Origin of the sequence: Hyphomicrobium sp. 99 (genome assembly GCF_000384335.2) — a bacterium.
Classification (GTDB): domain Bacteria; phylum Pseudomonadota; class Alphaproteobacteria; order Rhizobiales; family Hyphomicrobiaceae; genus Hyphomicrobium_B.
In genome coordinates, this window is sequence record NZ_KQ031382.1 from 2,470,335 (window position 1) to 2,488,961 (window position 18,627).

At 60.9% G+C, this 18,627-nt stretch carries 15 protein-coding genes; 3 read left to right on the plus strand and 12 right to left on the minus strand.

Annotated elements, in window-relative coordinates; genetic code table 11:
- Nucleotides 1-4: 4 nt before the first annotated feature.
- Together G359_RS11865 and G359_RS11870 are read right to left on the minus strand one after the other, a co-directional pair.
- Entirely contained in the window at nt 5-325 is a 321-nt protein-coding gene (locus G359_RS11865; RefSeq protein ID WP_045837936.1) for a 2Fe-2S iron-sulfur cluster-binding protein, read from the minus strand.
- 161 nt (nt 326-486) lie between these two features.
- Nucleotides 487-813: an Hpt domain-containing protein gene (locus tag G359_RS11870; RefSeq protein WP_245280003.1), complete on the minus strand. Its 327-nt coding sequence runs from the start codon at nt 811-813 to the stop codon at nt 487-489.
- Between the two features lie 443 nt (nt 814-1,256).
- Here G359_RS11870 and G359_RS11875 point away from each other — a divergent pair, with 443 nt between their 5' ends.
- Together G359_RS11875 and dgcA are read left to right on the plus strand one after the other, a co-directional pair.
- Complete coding sequence (locus tag G359_RS11875) at nt 1,257-4,010, plus strand: coiled-coil domain-containing protein (protein ID WP_045836306.1); 2,754 nt, start codon at nt 1,257-1,259, stop codon at nt 4,008-4,010.
- A gap of 62 nt (nt 4,011-4,072) precedes the next feature.
- Nucleotides 4,073-5,050: an N-acetyl-D-Glu racemase DgcA gene (gene dgcA, locus G359_RS11880; RefSeq protein WP_045836307.1), complete on the plus strand. Its 978-nt coding sequence runs from the start codon at nt 4,073-4,075 to the stop codon at nt 5,048-5,050.
- Nucleotides 5,051-5,056: 6 nt separating this feature from the next.
- Here the strand turns inward: dgcA and G359_RS11885 are convergent, their stop codons facing one another.
- Nucleotides 5,057-6,262 (minus strand): MFS transporter, encoded by a 1,206-nt coding sequence (locus tag G359_RS11885; RefSeq protein WP_045836308.1) that lies wholly within the window; start codon nt 6,260-6,262, stop codon nt 5,057-5,059.
- Nucleotides 6,263-6,420: 158 nt separating this feature from the next.
- Between G359_RS11885 and G359_RS11890 the strand changes: the two genes are divergently transcribed.
- Nucleotides 6,421-6,969: a hypothetical protein gene (locus G359_RS11890; protein ID WP_045836309.1), complete on the plus strand. Its 549-nt coding sequence runs from the start codon at nt 6,421-6,423 to the stop codon at nt 6,967-6,969.
- 76 nt (nt 6,970-7,045) lie between these two features.
- On the opposite strand, the gene G359_RS11895 is transcribed toward G359_RS11890, so the two are convergent.
- From G359_RS11895 to G359_RS20930, 9 genes are all read right to left on the minus strand, one after another.
- Nucleotides 7,046-8,290, minus strand: coding sequence for an OmpP1/FadL family transporter (locus G359_RS11895; RefSeq protein ID WP_045837938.1), 1,245 nt, complete (start codon nt 8,288-8,290; stop codon nt 7,046-7,048).
- A gap of 366 nt (nt 8,291-8,656) precedes the next feature.
- Nucleotides 8,657-9,472, minus strand: coding sequence for a bifunctional hydroxymethylpyrimidine kinase/phosphomethylpyrimidine kinase (gene thiD, locus G359_RS11900; protein ID WP_045837939.1), 816 nt, complete (start codon nt 9,470-9,472; stop codon nt 8,657-8,659).
- Between the two features lie 19 nt (nt 9,473-9,491).
- On the minus strand, nt 9,492-10,289 hold the full coding sequence (locus tag G359_RS11905; protein ID WP_045836310.1) for a cytochrome c biogenesis CcdA family protein: 798 nt from the start codon (nt 10,287-10,289) through the stop codon (nt 9,492-9,494).
- Between the two features lie 48 nt (nt 10,290-10,337).
- A complete protein-coding gene (gene pgk / locus G359_RS11910) occupies nt 10,338-11,537 on the minus strand; it encodes a phosphoglycerate kinase (protein WP_045836311.1) in 1,200 nt (399 codons plus the stop codon).
- A gap of 50 nt (nt 11,538-11,587) precedes the next feature.
- Entirely contained in the window at nt 11,588-13,597 is a 2,010-nt protein-coding gene (gene tkt / locus G359_RS11915; RefSeq protein ID WP_045836312.1) for a transketolase, read from the minus strand.
- Nucleotides 13,598-13,776: 179 nt separating this feature from the next.
- Nucleotides 13,777-15,630 (minus strand): monovalent cation:proton antiporter-2 (CPA2) family protein, encoded by a 1,854-nt coding sequence (locus G359_RS11920; protein ID WP_045836313.1) that lies wholly within the window; start codon nt 15,628-15,630, stop codon nt 13,777-13,779.
- Between the two features lie 206 nt (nt 15,631-15,836).
- Nucleotides 15,837-16,490 (minus strand): PQQ-dependent catabolism-associated CXXCW motif protein, encoded by a 654-nt coding sequence (locus G359_RS11925; RefSeq protein WP_245280004.1) that lies wholly within the window; start codon nt 16,488-16,490, stop codon nt 15,837-15,839.
- Nucleotides 16,491-16,522: 32 nt separating this feature from the next.
- A complete protein-coding gene (locus G359_RS11930; protein WP_045836314.1) occupies nt 16,523-17,482 on the minus strand; it encodes a substrate-binding domain-containing protein in 960 nt (319 codons plus the stop codon).
- 193 nt (nt 17,483-17,675) lie between these two features.
- Nucleotides 17,676-18,542: a c-type cytochrome, methanol metabolism-related gene (locus tag G359_RS20930; RefSeq protein ID WP_245280005.1), complete on the minus strand. Its 867-nt coding sequence runs from the start codon at nt 18,540-18,542 to the stop codon at nt 17,676-17,678.
- Nucleotides 18,543-18,627 lie beyond the last annotated feature (85 nt).

The window sequence follows — 18,627 nt, forward strand, 5'->3', positions numbered from 1 at the left end:
GCGTTCAGAACTGTTTTGCCGGCACGCGGACGACGAGCCCATCGAGAGCGTCCGTGATCTTGATCTGGCAGCAGAGCCTGCTGCCTTCGCGGACATCGAACGCGAAATCCAGCATGTCCTCTTCCATGTCGGCAGCCTTGCCCGTTTTGTCCCGCCATGCCTCGTCCACGTACACGTGGCAGGTTGCGCAGGCGCACGCGCCGCCGCATTCGGCCTCGATGCCCGCGATATCGTTAAGCTTAGCGGCCTCCATGACGGTCAAACCGTTTTCCGCTTCCACCGTCTGACTCTCGCCGTCGGGTTGGATGAACGTTATTTTCGTCATGGTTGCGTACGCGTCCTCAAAGCTGAAAAGGCCACTCATAGGCGGCGGCTAGCGAAAGGGGATGATTAAGTTAGCGCGCACACTTAGAGGGACACCGCACGCATTTCAAGCCGAACGGGCACGCGCGTCCCTGCGACGCGCAAATGCTGTGGCTGCGGCGCTTAGCCGAGCTTATCGGATTGATGGACGAACGTGCGGGCTTCCGACACTGCCGCTTCCAGTTTGGATATCGCATCCAAGCAGGCTTCGGCCTCATTTCCCCGAAGTGCCTCAGCCTGCTGCGCCAATGTGGCAATCCGCCAAGCCCCGACCGCCCGGCTCGATCCCTTGAGCGTATGTGCCGCGATCTTCCAGTCCCGTTCTGTCGCAGCTGAGCGCAAAGCCGCCAATGTCTCGGGAAGTTGCGCTAGGAAAAGCTGAAGAACCTCGTCTTCCAGCGCCTTATCCCCAAGCGTGTAGCGCCGCAAATGCGCGAGATCGACCGGCAATTCATTCGCACCCCCCCGGTTATCCGGGGACTCGACATCGAACGGCCGAGCCGGCTGTGCATCCATCTCAGGCACTTGAAACGCACTTTGCATCGTTGCGACCATAGCTCTGCCATGGCGAGTCGTCAGAATATTATGGTCGCAAATGCGCGATAACTCTGGGTAAAGCGGCCCTGCGTGTTTCGGCCATTCCTGTAAACCGCTACTTAACCTATTGGCTTGAGGCCGCAGGCGGCCCCGCCGGACGAACTTGGCCGCAATCCGGCCGCATTAACCGGTCCAACTCACTAAGTCGTTTAGATGCATAGACATTCCGTATGGTTACCCATGTGTTTCCATTTTGTAACCAAGTAAAAATATTATAGGGTGCGAATGGGAGTTCCGGTGGGCCTGAAGCGCACGGGCTTGTGTCGCGTACCGGATCGAGTGGGGGGCATTGCGCAATGTCGCAGGATCAAATTGCGAAGCTCATGGCTATCGGCGGCAAAACGCAGCCGGCATCGGCGGAGCCTACATTGAGCGCTCCTGACGCTTTGCGCCAAGCGACAGGCCAGGCGACGAACCCATCATCGCTTCAAAAAGGCTCTATCGACACCCCCCTGGCCCTGCCACCGCCGCCGCCGTTACTCGGCGAGGACAACGCACGGCCATCGCCCCCGACGCCCCTCCAAGCCGATAATGAAACCGCCAACGACGAGCCGCCGAGCCGTCGCGTTGCGCGTCGCCGCCCCGCAGGTCCCGTACGCGGAAAGATTGCCGCAAACGACGATGTGCCGAGCATCGGCGGCCTGATCTACGCGCTCGAACAAAAGCCATCGAGCAAGGTCTTCCGTTTTGCCGCGATTGGAAGCGCCGTCTGGGCCGTCGTCGGGCTGACCGTCGGCGCGCTGACGATGGCGCCCGGCTGGCAGGCAGGCGAGTCGCTTTCCTCGCTCCTGCTACAACCGGCAACGTTCTACACCATCACCGCCATCGTCGCGCCGATCGGAATTATCTGGCTGCTGGCTCTGCTGAACTGGCACATCGCCTCCCTCGCCCTCAAATCCGCGACGATGAGCGAAGTCGCCATTCGCCTCGCGGAGCCCGACCGAACCGCCGAGCAATCGATCGCAAGCCTCGGCCAAGCGGTCCGCCGCCAAGTCTCATTCATGAACGACGCCGTATCGCGCGCCCTGGGCCGCGCTGGCGAACTCGAAGCGCTCGTGCACAATCATGTCGCCGAACTTGAACGTTCCTACGAGCACAACGAACGCCGCATCCGTGAGCTGATCAACGAATTGGGCGGCGAACGCCACGCCCTTCTCGACACATCGACGAACGTCACCGAGACACTGAAAACGCTCGGCACCGAAATCCCGACGCTGATCGAAAAGCTTTCGCAGCAGCAGCTGACGTTGCGGGGCATCATTTCGAACGCGGGCGAAAACCTCGCGAACCTCGAAGGCTCGTTGGCAACCGCGACCGGCCGTTTCGAAAACGCGGTCGGATCGCGCACCCTGCAACTGCAGTCCGTTCTCGAAGACTATACATCCGCGTTCTCGACGGCCCTCGGTGCCCGAACCGAGCAGATGCGCGCGACGTTCGACGGCTATATGCAAACCCTCGACACGACACTCGGCAATCGCACCGAGAATTTGCAGACTGTCTTCGAGGAATACGCCCTGGCGCTCGACACGACGCTGTCAAATCGTGCCCAGGCGCTCGACGTTCAGCTTGTAGAACGCACCCGCTCGCTCGACGAAGCCTTCCAGAAGCGCCTCGAACTCTTCGACGATCAGATCGTGCGCTCGACGTCGGCGATCGATACCGCCGTCAGCGAAAAGGCATCGCTGCTTACCAACGCGCTCGAATTGCATTCGCGTACATTCCGCGAAACGATCGCGCATCAGGCGGCCGAACTCGACGATTCCGTGATGAACGGCATCAACGCCGTGCGCCGCACCAGCGAAAACATCACGCGTCAGACGATGAAGGCCATCGACGGGCTTTCAAAGCAGTCTGGCGTACTCCAAAACGTCGCCGAAAACCTGTTCTCGCAAATCCACGGCGTCACCGACCGCTTCGAGAACCAGGGCGAGCAAATTCTCAAAGCCGCAAATGTGCTCGACACTGCGAACCTCAAAATCGAAACGACGCTTCAGTCGCGCCACGCCGAGCTATCCCACACCCTCGATCGCCTTTCCGGCAAGGCCGACGAATTCGGACGCACCATCGCCGGTTACTCGACGAACCTCGAAGGCTCGTTCTCCAACATCGAACTCAAGGCGAGAGCCATCGCCGAAGAGCTGCGCGACAGTGCTGAAAACCGTTCACGCGCCCTGATGGCCGAACTCGATCGCGTCAAGCACGAAACCGAAGCCCAGGGCGACCGGGCGCTTGCCGATCTCCGCAACCGCTTCCAGAACGTATCGGGCGAACTCTCGCGCGAATTCGAAACGTTGACGAACCACCTATCGTCCGCGTCGGACGAAACCCGCCTCCGCGCGGCCGAAGCCGCAGCGACCCTTGCCCGTGAACAGGCCCGCATCCGCGAAGAAGCGGCGCGCCTTCCGGCATCGACGCGAGAGACGGCGGAATCCATGCGCCGCGCCCTCCAAGATCAATTGCGCGCCATCGAACAGCTGACGCAGATCTCCCAGCGCGCCAACGCACCGCGCGAAATCATTCGCCCAGATCCGACGCCGGCTCGCCTATCGGGCTCGTTGACCTCTTCTCTCGTTCAGCAGGAGAGCCCGCCAAGCCGCGGAAGATCTACGGCACAGCCGGAAACGCGCGAAGGATGGTCACTCGGCGATCTATTGGCCCGCGCCTCGCACGAGGATGAAGCGCCCGCCCCTGCTCCCGAACCGCCGCCAGCACCGGCTCCCGTCCGCCTCGACGTCGGAATGATTGCCCGCTCGCTCGACCAGGCGACTGCGGCCGCAATCTGGAATCGCATCCGCGCCGGACAGCGCAACGTCCTCGTCCGCAGCATCTACGCCCCTGAAGCGCGCACGCTTTTCGACGAAATTGCCAATCGCGTCAAAACTGACAATGAGCTGTCCCAGTCGGTTTTCCGCTACCTGGCGGACTTCGAACGGATCATCAAAGAAGCGGAAGCGCGAGATACGACGGGCCGCACCGCGCAGGGCCATCTCGTTTCCGAAACCGGACGGGTGTATCTCTTCCTCGCCCACGCAGCTGGTCGTATTCGCTAGCGGGCTGGCCGCCCGCTTCAGCCCGGCGATAACAAATCCGATGCAAATCCGGGCCATTTCCGATGACGGCGCCAACCATTGAAGCTCGCGGCGAAACCTGGCCGCTGAAAGAAGCCTTCGTCATTTCGCGCGGTGCCAAGACCGCAGCCGAAGTCGTGGTCGTAACGATCTCCGACGGCGAGCATCGTGGCCGCGGCGAGGCTGTGCCGTATGCCCGCTACGGGGAGACGGTCTCAGGTGTTCTCGACGATATCCGGCGCGTGGCAGGACACGTTTCCACTCGCACCAATCTCGCGACATATCTAAAGCCCGGCGCCGCACTCAACGCGCTCGACTGCGCATTTTGGGATTTCGAAAGCAAATGCACGGGCGTTCGCGTCGCCGAGCTCGCCGCCCTCGCCCCGCCTGTCGCGAAGGCAACGTCCTTCACGCTCAGCCTCGATGCGCCCGCGACAATGGCCGACAAGGCAGCGCAAGTTCCCCACCTTTCGCTTTTGAAACTCAAGCTCGGAGGTCCGGGCGACGGTGACCGCATGCGAGCTGTTCGCGCGGCGCGTCCCGATGCGCGGCTGCTTGTCGACGCCAACGAAGCTTGGACAATCGACACCATTGAGAACCTCATATCCGTCGCGGCAGAGTGCGGCATCGAACTGATCGAGCAACCGCTTCCCGCCGACCAGGATGAAGCGTTGCGCGGAATTGATCGCACTGTCCCGATCTGTGCGGATGAAAGCGTGCACACTGCCGCCGACATTCCCCGCCTCGCCGCGCTTTACGACGCCGTGAACGTGAAACTCGACAAGGCCGGCGGACTGACTGGCGCAATTGCCCTCGTCCGCGAGGCCCGGCGGCATGACCTCAAAATCATGGTCGGCTCGATGGTTGCGACCTCGCTCGCCGTTGCCCCTGCGATGCTGCTTGCTTCCGAAGCGGACTGGATAGATCTCGATGGCCCCCTTCTCCTGGCGCATGATCGCGAACACGGCCTGCGCGTGGAGAACGGCATCATCTATCCGCCTGAGCCGGAACTCTGGGGCTAAGGTCGCTTACGCAGATTTCACCTCGGTGAAGACGGCACCCCTCTGCGATTTGACAAGCCACAAACCCGCGGCGAGCGAAATCATCGATATCGCAGCCATTGCGAGATAGGATAGCGATCCCCCGCTCGCGTAGATCCATCCCGCGATCAATGTCGAACATCCCATGGCGAGGCCCGAAGACATCGTCGCATAAAGCGCCTGCGCCGTGCCCTGCTTCTCCCTATCGACGGTATCGTGAATGAAATGGATGGCACCGATGTGCGTCGCGCCGTACGTCAAGCCATGCAGGAGTTGCAGCGGCAGGAGCACGGCGAGCGGAGGGTCGAACGCCATGACGAGCCAGCGCACGATCGAGGCAGCCGCACCGAGCGCGATCAATCGCGCCGCGCCAGTACGTTGAATAACGTGTCGGGAAACAGCGAACAGCAACACTTCCGCAAAGACGCCAATCGCCCAGAGGCTGCCGGACCAAGCGGCTGAGAGCCCTTGCCGTTCCCAGATCAGAATGCCGAACGTGTAAAACGCTGCATGGGAGGCTATAGCGAGCCCCACCGCGACGAGGAAAAAGCGGAATTCCCGCTGCTTCAGCAATTCGCGCAGCGCCTCAGCCCGCCAAAGCGGTAGCGATGGCTTCACCGGCCCTTCGAACCGGTCTTGCGCCGGCAGAATCTGTCCCGCGACAACGGTCAGCGCGCAGCCGAAGGCAACGAGCCAGACGCCCGCACCGCCTCCAAACACGTTCATGGCGACGCCGCCACCAAAGCTCGCCGCGACAAACGACAACGAACCCCAAAGACGCATACGGCCGTAATCGAGCCCGCGATGGCGCATGCCATTCACTGCGATCGTCTCGATCAACGGCATGATCGTCGAGTTGCAGAGCATGAGGAGCGTCGCGAAAATGAGAATCGTACCGAACGATGAAGAGGCGGCGAGCGCCAGCACGAAGCCCAAGCTCAACCACGCGAAAATGATCAAGTATCGGCGATGCGCCATCTCGCGATCAGCCGCCATGGCGACGACGGGGGTGACGAACAGCCTGAGAAAGAGCGGAGCCGCAATGACGACGCTGATCTCGCCGGGCGTTAGTCCACGCCAATCCAGCCACACCGGCATGAACGGCACGTTCGTCCCATAAACAACGAAGAGCGCGGCGAAGAACAATGCCACCGGCACGGCAAAGCGTCGCCTCGCTTGGCCTTCAACGCTCATGCCTGGGTCTCGTCTGCTCAATTTGCTCAGGTCACCGTATAAGGTCGAACTGCCGGGGACGATCCACCAGTTCGGCTTCGTTCAGCTGGAGGTTGTGTCTGCGCCTCATGAGAATCGCGTAACTCATTAAGCTGATTTTTGCGGAGCAAAAAACGGCCATGCAGGCTCTTACATCGGTCATCCCTAGCGACACTGAAACCGAATATCGAGCTATCGAAACGACGCTGCTGGAAACCGCTCGCGGGCGCTGGTTTCTGGCAGAGCACGGGCGCCGCGCACGCAGGCTCGACAGTGCACTTCTCGAGGACGCGATCAAGCGCTTGCAAACCTCGCTTCGCGAACCGCCCGCCCTCCTCGGTCAGCTCAAAGCTGAGATTGAATCTATCAAGGCGCAGATGGCCGAAACGCGGGCCGCCTTGCTTGCGAGACCCGTGGTCGATGAAAGCATTCTCCCGAGCCAAGCGATTCTGAAGGCGGCGGAAGACATTCACGACATCGCGTGGTCACTGCAGGCCAATCCGTTCGATCCGAAGGGCTGCGAGGAAATCGCCCGCAACGCCGGCAAGCTTTACGCGATGAGCCAGTCCCAAGCCGCACAGTCGAACCGCGTCGTCTCCGCAGCGGCCGCGCTCGAAACGTCGGCAAACAAGCTCGAAGGCATTCTCGAAAGCATCATGCACGAGATGAAAGTCGACGACGCCGCTTAAAGCTTCCATCGAGAACCGCGCATAAAAAAACCGGGCAGATGCGCCCGGTTTTTTTGTTTTTAGCCTAGGAAGTGACCTACCACTTCGTCCGCATGCCGACCGAGAACAGATCGATCGATGCTTCGGCGGTTCCGGAGAAGGTCCCTCCTGTTGCATGACCGTCAAATGTCGGCGGGGACAGGCTGACGCCGCCGTCCTGAACGAAGATGTGGGAATAACCGGCATCGAGCGTGATCGAATCGCTCCACTTGTAGCTCGCACCGACGCTCAACCAGACCCGATTGTTGTCGGGGATCTGCACAAGTCTTTCCGAAGCGTCCTGGATCGGCGACAGCTCATAGGCGACGCCGCTGCGTAGCGTAAGACGCGGCGAGTAGTCGTATTCACCGCCGACGGAGAAAAACCAACCGTCATGCCAGTTCGCCTGGACCGCCAACTCATGGCCCGGAATTGACATCGGAAGGTCCTTGAACACGCTCCAGTTCGTCCATTCGACCGTGCCCAAAAGCCTTGTGGTCGGAGTGATGACCTGGCGTCCGCTCAACGTCACGATATCGGGAAGGTTGACCGTGGCGACTGCAGGGGCATTGGCGCCGCCGGTGAGAACCGAATGAAAGGTTCCCTCGAGATCGTGGGTCATCTGAGAGCGGTAACCGAGGCCGATCGTCGTGCCTTCTCTCGGCTCAATCGTGATACCCGCCGTGCCGCCGAACGCCCAATCGGTACCCCCGAATTGAGCTACGGTAGTCGTAGAATCACGGAATTGCAGCTTCGTTTGCGCCCATTCGATCTGCACGCCGGCGCCGATCGTGATCCCCGGCGCGATGCGGTAGGCGATCGTCGGGTTGGCGTTGACCGTGAGAAACTTCGAGGTCACGCCCAGGAAGGAGCCCACATAACCTGAATTCTCGGGCTTTGAGGCTAGGCCGAACGGCGAGTTGATTGCAATGCCGAGCCAAACGTCCTTTGAAACTTGATATGCGCCGTAGCTTGCGCTGGTCGTCGCATCGATACCGATGTTGCCGCTGTTGCCGGGACCAAAAGGCGAATCCTTGATGTCCACTTTCGCGTCCGGCAGGATCAGCGTGTAGGACGATTCCGAGTTCAAACCCGGGAATTGCGCCGTCGCCGCCGGGTTCCAGAACATCGACCCGAGGCTGCCGCCCGCCGCGGAGCCTGCCGAAGCCGACCCGAGGAACACTGTTGACTGCTCGTGAATGTCGAACCCGCCCGCCGAGGCCGCACCGGACCAAGCCGCGACTGCGACCGCGCCGATTGCGGCTACACGAATCGTGTCCCGACCTGTTTTAAAGTTCCGCATGACGTGCGCCCCCACGCATAAGCAGCCGTTAACCTTACTTCTCACAATACGTGTATCTGAACGCCGCCACACCGCCCGAAATACTCAGGCGCGAGGAAACCGTGAATCTGTGCCACTTAGGCAACAAAAAACCGGCCCGCCAATGGCGGACCGGTTCTTGCCAAGCCCCGTTTCAATCCCTCGAAACTTAGCTTGGCGCTCCCCCCGGAGTCTGTGAACGGCGTATAACGCCGAAACCGCGCGCAAGCTGCCAAAGTCTCTGATGCCGCGCAAGACTTGACGCTTTTCCCACAGTGAGAGTCGAACTTCCTAGATGCTCGCTCGCAACAGATGCGGCTCACACATCACTCTCAACGTATTGTGAAGCTACGCTTCCTTGAGCGCGAAATTGTGGTCGACGGGTCCGTTGCCGCTGCCAACCCGCATATCCGCGCCGGCCTGAAGCGCACGCCAGACAAAGAGCTTCCCAGCCTCGATAGCGTCCGGCAGCGGCTTGCCCTCGGCCAGACCCGCCGCGATCGCTGCCGACAGCGTGCAGCCGGTGCCGTGCGTATTGCGCGTCGCCACGCGCGGCCTGCGGAAAATGCGATGCTCTCGTCCATCGAAAAAAACATCGACGGCGTCCGCGCCAGCGCCGTGACCACCTTTGATGAGCACGGCTCCGCAACCGAATAACATCAACGCCTCGGCCTGCATGCGCATCTCGTCTTCCGTCGCAGCCTCCGCACGATCGAGCAGCCTGCTGGCCTCCGGGATATTCGGCGTGATCAGCTGTGCCCTCGGAATAAGCGCGTTACGCACCGCATCGATGGCATCGGCAGCCAGAAGCACATCTCCACTCGTCGCGACCATCACCGGATCGACGACAACCGGAACGCCCGGAACTTCCGCGAGAAGCCGGGCAACCGTCTCGACCGTCGCCGCGTCGCCGAGCATTCCGGTCTTGATCGACGAAACATTGAGATCGGAAACGACGGAATGAAACTGTGCGGCGATGAATTCGAGCGATATCGGAAACACGCCCTGCACACCGAGTGTATTTTGCGCCGTCAGCGCCGTGACGATGGTCGCGCCATAAATGCCGAAAGCGGAAAACGTCTTCAGATCGGCCTGAATGCCAGCGCCACCCGAAGGATCGGACCCGGCGATTGTCAGCGCGATTGGGACGCTCTCTGCCGTCATCTCGTTCATTTCAGCCTGCTTAGGGCATGCCCTTCTTCAAGATCTCGGATCCGAGATTAGAAGGCGTGACGTAGGATTCGATACGGCCCAGCGCCGGAAAATTTTCGATCATCCACTGGCTGAACCAGTTCTGAGCGCCGAAAACGAACAGAAGACCTGTCACGACGAGCAAGAGGCCCATGAACTTTTCGAGCGTTTCGAAATGACGTTTGAACCGCTTCATGAAGCCAAGGAACGGTCTGATAGCCACCGCCGCGAGCACGAACGGAATGCCGAGCCCGAGCGAATAGACGAGGAGAAGACTGACCCCTGTCCAGAGGCTCGATGCACTCGCCGCGAGCGTCAGCACGGTGGCGAGCACCGGCCCGATGCAAGGCGTCCACCCGAACGCGAACGCCAGCCCCATCACGTAGGAGCTGGCAAAGCTCGCTTCCATTGCGGCTGCCGAGTACCGCGCTTCCTTGTAGAAAAGATGGATGCGGAAAATGCCGAGGAAATGCAGACCGAAGGCAATGATGACGAGGCCGGCGAGTGTTCCGAGAATGGCGCGATAGGAAAGCAGCACCTGCCCGATCGTGCTGGCTCCGGCTCCAAGGCTGACGAACACGGTCGTGAAGCCCAACACGAAAAAGACCGCGGAAATGACGACGCGCACCCAAACGCCCCGATCGATCCGCTCCTCACCCGTGAGCTGATCGAGCGTCGTTCCGCCGATATAGCCAAGATAGGGTGGCACGAGCGGCAACACGCACGGTGAAAGGAAGCTGGCGAGGCCCGCTAAGGCGACGCCGAAGTAGATTTGAGCATCTGCCAGCATTGCCGCCTACTTCCTTAACGCACTTGCTTCTTGGTCGTGCCGCGGGCTTTAGCGCGTGAGCGCCGCAACGCCCGGCAATTCGCGGCCTTCGAGCCACTCGAGGAACGCACCGCCTGCCGTCGAAACATAGGTAAAATCGTCCGTCACGCCTGCAGAATTCAACGCCGCCACCGTGTCTCCGCCACCAGCGACCGACACGAGCTTACCCGCCTTCGTCAAAGCGGCGGCAGCACGCGCCAGCGCAAACGTACCCTCGCCGAAGGGTGCAATTTCGAACGCCCCGAGCGGCCCGTTCCAAAGCAAGGTTTTCGTCTGTTCGAGGAGTTCGCTCAAACGGGCGATGGACTGCGGCCCGACGTCGAGGATCATGGCATCTGACGGAACGCTGTCGATCTTGACGACTTGGTACGCGGCACCTTCCTTGAATTCCGTTGCCACGACGGCGTCCACGGGAAGAACGATCTCGCAGCCCTTCTGCTTGGCTTCCGCCATGATGTCCCGCGCGGTGGCGTGAAAATCAGGTTCTGCGAGAGACTTTCCGACCGCGACGCCCAGCGCCTGGAGGAAAGTATTCGCCATGCCGCCGCCGATGATGAGGCGATCGACCTTGGCAACAAGGTTCGTCAAAACGGGAATCTTCGTCGAGACCTTCGCTCCGCCAACGACAGCTGCCGTCGGACGCTTCGGCTTTTCGAGTGCGGTTCGAAGCGCGTTGATTTCTTCCATCAACAGCGGGCCGGCGTAGGACGGAAGAAAATGCGTTAGTCCCTCGGTCGAGGCATGCGCGCGATGCGCACATGAAAACGCGTCACCCACGAAAATATCGCCGAGCTTTGCCAGCTCACCCGCGAAAGCCGGATCGTTCTTCTCTTCGCCCTTGTGGAAGCGAAGATTCTCGAGAACGGCGATGTCGCCGTTATTGAGCTTGTCGACCGTGCCTGCAGCTTCCTCGCCGATGCTGTCGGCACCGAATGCCACTGGCCGGTTCAAGAGACGTTGCAGCATCTCGGCGACCGGCTTCAAAGAGAACTCGGCATCCGGACCATTCTTCGGCCGTCCGAAATGCGAAATGACGATGACCTTGGCGCCGCGATCGGCAAGTGCATTGAGGCCCGGCAGCAATCGCTCGAGACGCGTCGCGTCCGTCACCTTCCCATCCCGCACCGGAACGTTGAGATCCGCTCGAACGATGACGCGTTTGCCTTTGACGTCAATGCCGTCGGTCGTCTTCAACTTGTCGAGGTTCATTCGGCTACCGTTCCGATGTTCCGATGATGTGAGTGCGTATCGTTAGTTGGTCATCCAGCCTTCGAAATGAGGCGGCGCGCTTCGTCCGCGACGCGAGAAGCCGTGATGCCGAAATGCTCGTAAAGCTGGGCGGCAGGTGCCGAGGCGCCGAAACCGTTCATGCCGACGAAGGCATCGGACTTCCCGAGCCATTCGAACCAGCATTGGCCGATGCCGGCTTCGACCGCAACGCGCGGCGCGTCGCCAAGAACCTCGCGTTGATAGCTCTCCGGCTGCGCACGGAAGAGTTCGAATGATGGCATCGAGACGACGGCTGCATTAATGCCGTCCTTTGCGAGCGCCGCGGCAGCTTCGACGGCGAGACCGACCTCTGAGCCCGTCGCGAGCAACGTCACGTCCCGCTTGCCCTCGGCGGCCTTCAGAACATAGGCGCCCTTTGCGCTGAGGTTCTCGGCGCCTTCAGTGCGAAGATTTGGAACCGCCTGCCGCGATAGAGCCAGAACCGAAGGTGCCGTCTCCGAAGCGATGGCAAGCTCCCAGCACTCGGCCGTTTCAATACCGTCGGCTGGACGAAACACTTGGAGGTTCGGGATTGCGCGCAGCGAGCTCAAGTGCTCGACGGGCTGATGCGTCGGCCCGTCTTCGCCAAGCCCGATCGAATCGTGCGTCAGCACGTAAAGCACGCGCTGCTGCATCAAGGCCGAGAGACGGATCGAATGACGGCAGTAATCCGCGAACACGAGGAACGTGCCGCCATAGGGAATGAACGAACCTGAGAGCGCGAGGCCGTTCATCGCCGCGGCCATGCCATGCTCGCGAACGCCATAGTGGATGTAGTTGCCTGAGAAGTTCTCTGGCGTCACCGAGCTGTGATGCTTCGTCCGCGTGCCGTTGGATCCCGTAAGATCGGCCGAACCGCCGATCAGCTCAGGAAGAACCGGCACAAGGCGCTCGATGGTCAATTGCGACCAGACACGCGTCGCGCGCTTCGCGCTATCGCCAGCGAATGCACTCTTCGCTTCGGCTATCGCCTTGGCGACGATGTCTTTCGTCTCCCGGCCTTCGATCAACGCCTTTGCTTCCGGGCTCGCATTGGAAAAGCGCTTCGCCCAATCCGCACGAACCTTCGAATGCGCGCTGCCGACGTTGCGCCAGGCGGAAAGAACGTGTTCGGGAATCTCGAACGGCCCATACGGCCAACCGAGCTTCTCGCGCGTATTCTTGATCTCTTCTGCGCCGAGCGGTTCGCCGTGCGCCGAAGATTTGCCAGCCTTGTTCGGCGAGCCGTATCCAATCTGCGTCTTGCACGCGATGAGCCACGGCTTTGACGGATCGCCCTTGGCTGCCTTGATCGCAGCAGCTACAGCGGCGCTGTCGTGACCGTCCACGCGGATCGTGTTCCAGCCCGAAGCTTCGAAGCGCTTCACTTCGCTGTCTGAAACCGAAAGGTTCGTTGCGCCATCGATCGTGATGGAGTTGTCGTCCCAGAGCACGATCAGCTTGCCAAGCTTCAAGTGACCGGCAAGCGAAATGGCTTCCTGGCTGATGCCCTCCATCAGGCATCCGTCACCGGCGATGACGTAGGTATGATAATCGATGAGATCCGAGCCGACGCGCGCCGCAAGCAGGCGCTCCGAGAGCGCCATTCCAACCGCATTGGCGATGCCCTGGCCAAGCGGGCCCGTCGTCGTTTCGATCCCGGGCGCGTGGCCGTATTCCGGGTGACCGGCGGTCTTCGATCCGAATTGACGGAAGTTCTTGAGCTCCTCGATCGTCATTCCGGGATAGCCCGTCAGATGAAGGAGCGAGTAGAGAAGCATTGAGCCGTGACCGGCCGACAGAACGAAGCGGTCGCGGTTCGGCCACTCGGGCGCACTCGCGTCGAACTTCAGCGCTTCGGTAAACAGCGCAGTGGCGGCGTCGGCCATACCCATGGGCATTCCAGGATGGCCGGAATTGGCGGCCTGAACGGCATCCATCGCGAGAGCGCGGATGGCATTGGCCATGTCGCCGTGGCTTGCTGCCAGCGACGTGTCGGCCTTGATCTGGGCTTTACTCATTCTGTTCGTGGATCCGTTTTCATGAGCGCCGCGAGCGCCGCCGTGAGGTCGAGGGACATTTACCGGGGAGTTGCTGTGTCGTCTACCGCGCTGAGCCCCTTGGTGCACGGCAAAAACAGCCCCTCCGGACCCTTTCCCGGCGGGGACCAAGTGTCACGCTCCGGAACCCCGCATTCAGGTCAGGAGGCAATCTCGCCCGCCTTGGCCTCCCGCAAAGTCTTGCCCTCGCGCTGGTTCTTTTCACTCTGAGCGAGCTTGGCCTCTTCCACCTCGTCCTCGTGAAACAGCTTGTCGAGCATGGCCTGCGACGTTCGCGCCCGCTCGAGCAGCTTCTCGACGTCCGACGACAGCTTGTAGTCCTCGTTGAGACGGCGCACGTCATGATCTCTGAAGGTCTGAACGATGCGGCTCGCGACCCGGTCAGAATACCCGAGCCCCAGCATCAGCTCGCGCGTCAGGTCGAGCGATGACAAAAAGGTCTCACGCCGGATCGCCGCGACGCCGAGATCGAGAAGTCGATAGGCGTGCATGCGGTCGCGCGCACGCGCGTAGATCGGTACGTGCGGATAGTGCTTCTTGACGTATTCGGCCGCGCGCATGGACGCCTCGACGTCGTCGATCGCGAGCACGAACGCGCGCGCCTTGTCCGTCTGCGCAGCCTCCAGCACCTCGGGTCGGCTGGCGTCGCCGAAGAAGGCTTTGCTGCCGAAGCGTTTCACGAAATCGACCTGCTCGACGCTGATGTCGAGCGCCGTGAATGGAATGCCCTTCGCGCGCAGGATACGAGCCGTGATTTGCCCGAACCGCCCGAACCCCGCAATTACGACATGCCCCTCCTTTTCCGGCAGCGTATCGAAAGGACGTGTCTGCGTTTTCACCTTCGCGGCCAGCCTTCTGTCCAACATCAGAAGCACCGGCGTCATCGCCATAGACAACGTGATGACGACGGCAAGAATTTGCGATGGCGTGCTGCCAAGAACGCCGGCCGCCTGCCCGACCGACAGCAGAACGAAAGCGAATTCACCGCCTTGCGAGAGCGCGAATGCAAGCCGTCGCGACGGGCCTGATTCAAGGCCCTGCCAGCGACCCAAAAGAAACAGGACGATCGATTTCACGACGATCAGCGTCAGCGTCAGCGTGATGATCATCCCCGGCTCGGCGAGCAGAAGCCCGAGATTGAGCGACATGCCGATGGCCGTGAAGAAGATCCCGAGCAGCAGCCCCTCGAACGGCGCAATATCCGCCTCGAGTTCGTGCCGGTAGCTGCTTTCGGCAAGAAGCGCACCCGCGATGAACGCGCCGAGCGACGCCGACAATCCGACGGCTTCCATGATCAGCGTGATGCCGACGACGGTCAGAAGCCCCGCCGCCGTCATGGCTTCCTTCACGCGCGACAAAGCAACGAGACGCAGGAAGGCGTCAAGCACATAGCGTCCGACGACGACAACGAGCACGATCGTCCCGAGCCCCTTGGCGAAAGCAAAGTAATCGATGACCGGTGCCGCCTTGGCTGCCGTCACCGCGAAATAGGGCGCGAGCGCAATAAGCGGAATGGCGGCAAGGTCCTGGAACAGAAGCACCGAGAAACCGAGCCGGCCGTGACGAGTCGCAAGTTCGTTGTTCTCTTCGAGCACCTGCAAGGCGAACGCCGTCGACGAGAGCGCAAGAGCCGCACCAGCAAAGAGAGACGGCTGCCACTGCGTGCCGAAGAACAGAATGCACACGAACCCGAGTGCGATCGACGTGATCGCCACCTGCAAGGTGCCGATGCCGAAAATCGCCTGGCGCATTGACCAAAGCCGTTTCGGCCGAAGTTCCAATCCGATCAGAAACAGCAGCAGAACAACGCCGAATTCGGCAAAGTCCAGGACCTGCTTCGCATCGTGCTCCGTAAACAGACGCCCGACGCCATAGGGCCCGAGCACGACGCCGGCTATGAGGTAGCCGAGTACAGCCGCTATGCCGAGCCAGCGAGCGAGCGGTGCGGCAAGCGCCAAGGCAGCCAAGAGGATAGCCAGTTCGTGGAGTGTCAATCGATCCCCTCTGTTCTCGATGTGTTGTTGCGTACGGCGAAGTTACACTGCGGTCCACAATACGCCACTTGGCGGCGTTGTATGGCAACCCCGAATCTAAATAGGAGCAAAAGCGACTAGCATCCCGCCCGCACGAAAACCGTGGCACGCGTGTGCGACACATTGCATTCAAATTTTAGCTTCGAACGCGCGCTTCAACGTGGATCTCATGGCAGAGGATGCGCCTCGACGACGAGACCACCAGCCTCCTGCCAGCCGTCGCTCCCGTCCCGATACCACGAGACGTTCTTATATCCGAAGCTCAATGCGCGCTTCGCGGCGTTCCAGCTCATCCAGCAATTCTTGAGACAGAAGAACACGAGCGGCTTCGCCTTGTCGCCATTCGTCAGCATTTCCAGGTTGCGCTGAAAATATTGCGAAGCTTCCGCTGACAGCACGCCGTAGCCGACGTTTGGAAGCCATACAGCGTCTTCGATCGTCATGTGAGAGGGATCGCGCCAGATCGTACCAGCCGGAAGACCATCAGGTTTGGGCGGACGCGGATAAACGTCGATGAAAATTGCGGACTTCGCTGCCCAGACTTTCATCGCCTCTTCGTCTGAAAGCACTGCTGCGCCTTCGAGCGTCAACGGAACGGGCTTGCGATAATTGTCGGTGCGATACGAATGAGGCTCGGCAGGCGGCTCGCCGGAGGGCGCGGGGCCCGAAACATCCTCCTCGGCAGAGACGCTGACGGAGCCGGCAATTGGAACCCAAAACGCCGCGCTAACGCTCAACACAGCGATCATGCAGAGACGCGATAGAAGCATCTTGGGCGCGGCGCTTTCCAATGGCTCGAACTCGGGGAAAGCGGCAAACAAAATCCGCCGCTTCCTGAGTTTCGTCTTGCATCTTAAGGGGTGGCGGAAGCAGGAGCTGGCGCCGTCGCTGCCGTGTCTCCGCCCGGCGCAGGCTCTGCGGAGGCGGACATGCGCGGCTTCGTGATCCTCTCAGTCGACGTATCGTCATCGACAAGCAGCGGCACGCCGTAATCGAGCAGAACCTTGTCGATATCGCCTTGCCGCTTACGGATCACTTCGTTGAGCTTGCGCTTCCATGCGTCGTCTCCGTTGCGCACGCCCATCGTGATGCGGAATGCGATCTTGGCCGCTCCCGCCTCTTTGACGAGAGGCACGACGACGAGCGGTTCGCCATCCCGCGCGGCCCAGTAAGAAGCTATCGGTCCCCACAGGATACCGGCGTCGACCTCACCCTTGCGGATGTCGTCCACCATATCCTTTGCGGGATTTGCGTAACGGCGGTCGACCATCATCGGATAGCCGTGGACGTTGGACATCAGACCGTAATGGGCCGCGAGCGTGCCGCCTGCCGAACCCTGCTGGACACCGATCTTCTTCCCTTGAAGGCGAGGATCGGCGAGCGTGTCGACGCCATCCAGCCCCGTGCCCTTCTTGTAGATGAGCGCAGACGTCGAACGATAGATCGCGTTGGTGTTGAGTACCAAGTCGTCACCCTGGCCCCAACCGATCACGAGATCGCATCGCTTGGCACCAAGCGTCATGCGCACGAAACCCGTCGCTTTGGGAAACCACGTGTAGACGACCGGAAGCTTCAGCTCGTCGCCAATAATGTTCGCGATCTTGTTTTCAAACCCTTCTTCCTTTTGATTTGAGAACGGAAGATCAGCCGGGTCCGCGCAAACGCGCAGCTGCTGCCTGTTGACGAGATCAGCCTTGGGCGCGTCGGCTGCGCTCGAATGAGATGCGAAAGCAAATATCGAAACGGCTGCGGAAATTCCCAAAGCCAATGCCGGCCCTGAAAGAAATGAAATCTTGAGCGCTTGTTTCCTCACGTTGGTAACCTTTTTGTTATGGCGGCGTGAACGTCGCGGCTCCTGATATGGAGTGGGGGCACGTCGCAAATGCGACCCGCCCCCTCTAAACCTTCGCTAGCGATATCTTGGCGGTCTAGCGCGACACCGACGCGCCAGACCGGCAATTAAGCCCGACAATCATATGATGAGAACTGGAGAAAATTCCAGATGCTCAACCCGTGCACTCTTCGGCAGACTTTTTGGCTTCCGGCGAGATGTCTTCACGGCCATTCGGGCGGCCCGCAGGCATACCCGTCTTGCTGTCGGTCGCGTTCTGGGAACGTGCCTTAATGTACGTGTAGATATCGTCGATGTAGCACATGATGTTCTTGTCTTCGCCGAACGCCGGCATGACGTACTCTGTACCGGCGCGGTTGACGACGCGGCCGCTGGAAACAGTCGCGATGAACGTGTTGTAATCCATCGTCTTCAAGCTGTCGGCCAACGCCGGCGCGAAGGTGCTGCCGAGGGCATTCGGACCATGGCAGACGTGGCAAGCGTCATGATAACGGCGGAAGCCGTTCCAGGTACCCCAGTCAACCATGTAGTCCTTCGTGACGACCGGAACTGGATCGCCGTCCTTATTGCGATAGCGGCCATCTTCAAACTTGATGCCTTCGCTCTTCGCGAGGTCGCTGACCGGGTTCGGATAGACGGCATCGCCATCGGGCTTACGCGAGCCCGGCGGCGGCGCGTTCGCATCATCCGGATTGGGGGCAGCCGATGAAGCTGCGGGAGCGGCCGGCGCTGCCGGTGCTTCAGCTTGCGCAACCTGCTGCGGCTGGGCAGCGGCGGGAGCCGGGGCTGCAGGAGCTTCCGCTTTCTTCTCGGGCTCGGCAGCCGGTGCCGGAGCAGGTGTCGAGGCTGCCTTCGCGGGCTCGGCTGCGGGTGCGGCGGCTTCAGATTTCGCTTCCGGTGCAGGAGCGGATGTCGAAGCTGCAGACTTTTCTGCGGGCTTGTTCTGCTCCTGGCAGGCGGCGGCGCCAGCCGCGGCGCAGGCCATCAGCGCGACGGCCATTCTCTTACTGAACTTGTTCACGATGTTCCTCTTCATCCTGTCGATTGCATTGCGTGGGGTCCCACCGCACTGACCATTTCCAGACCGTGGATGGTGAGCCGCCGTT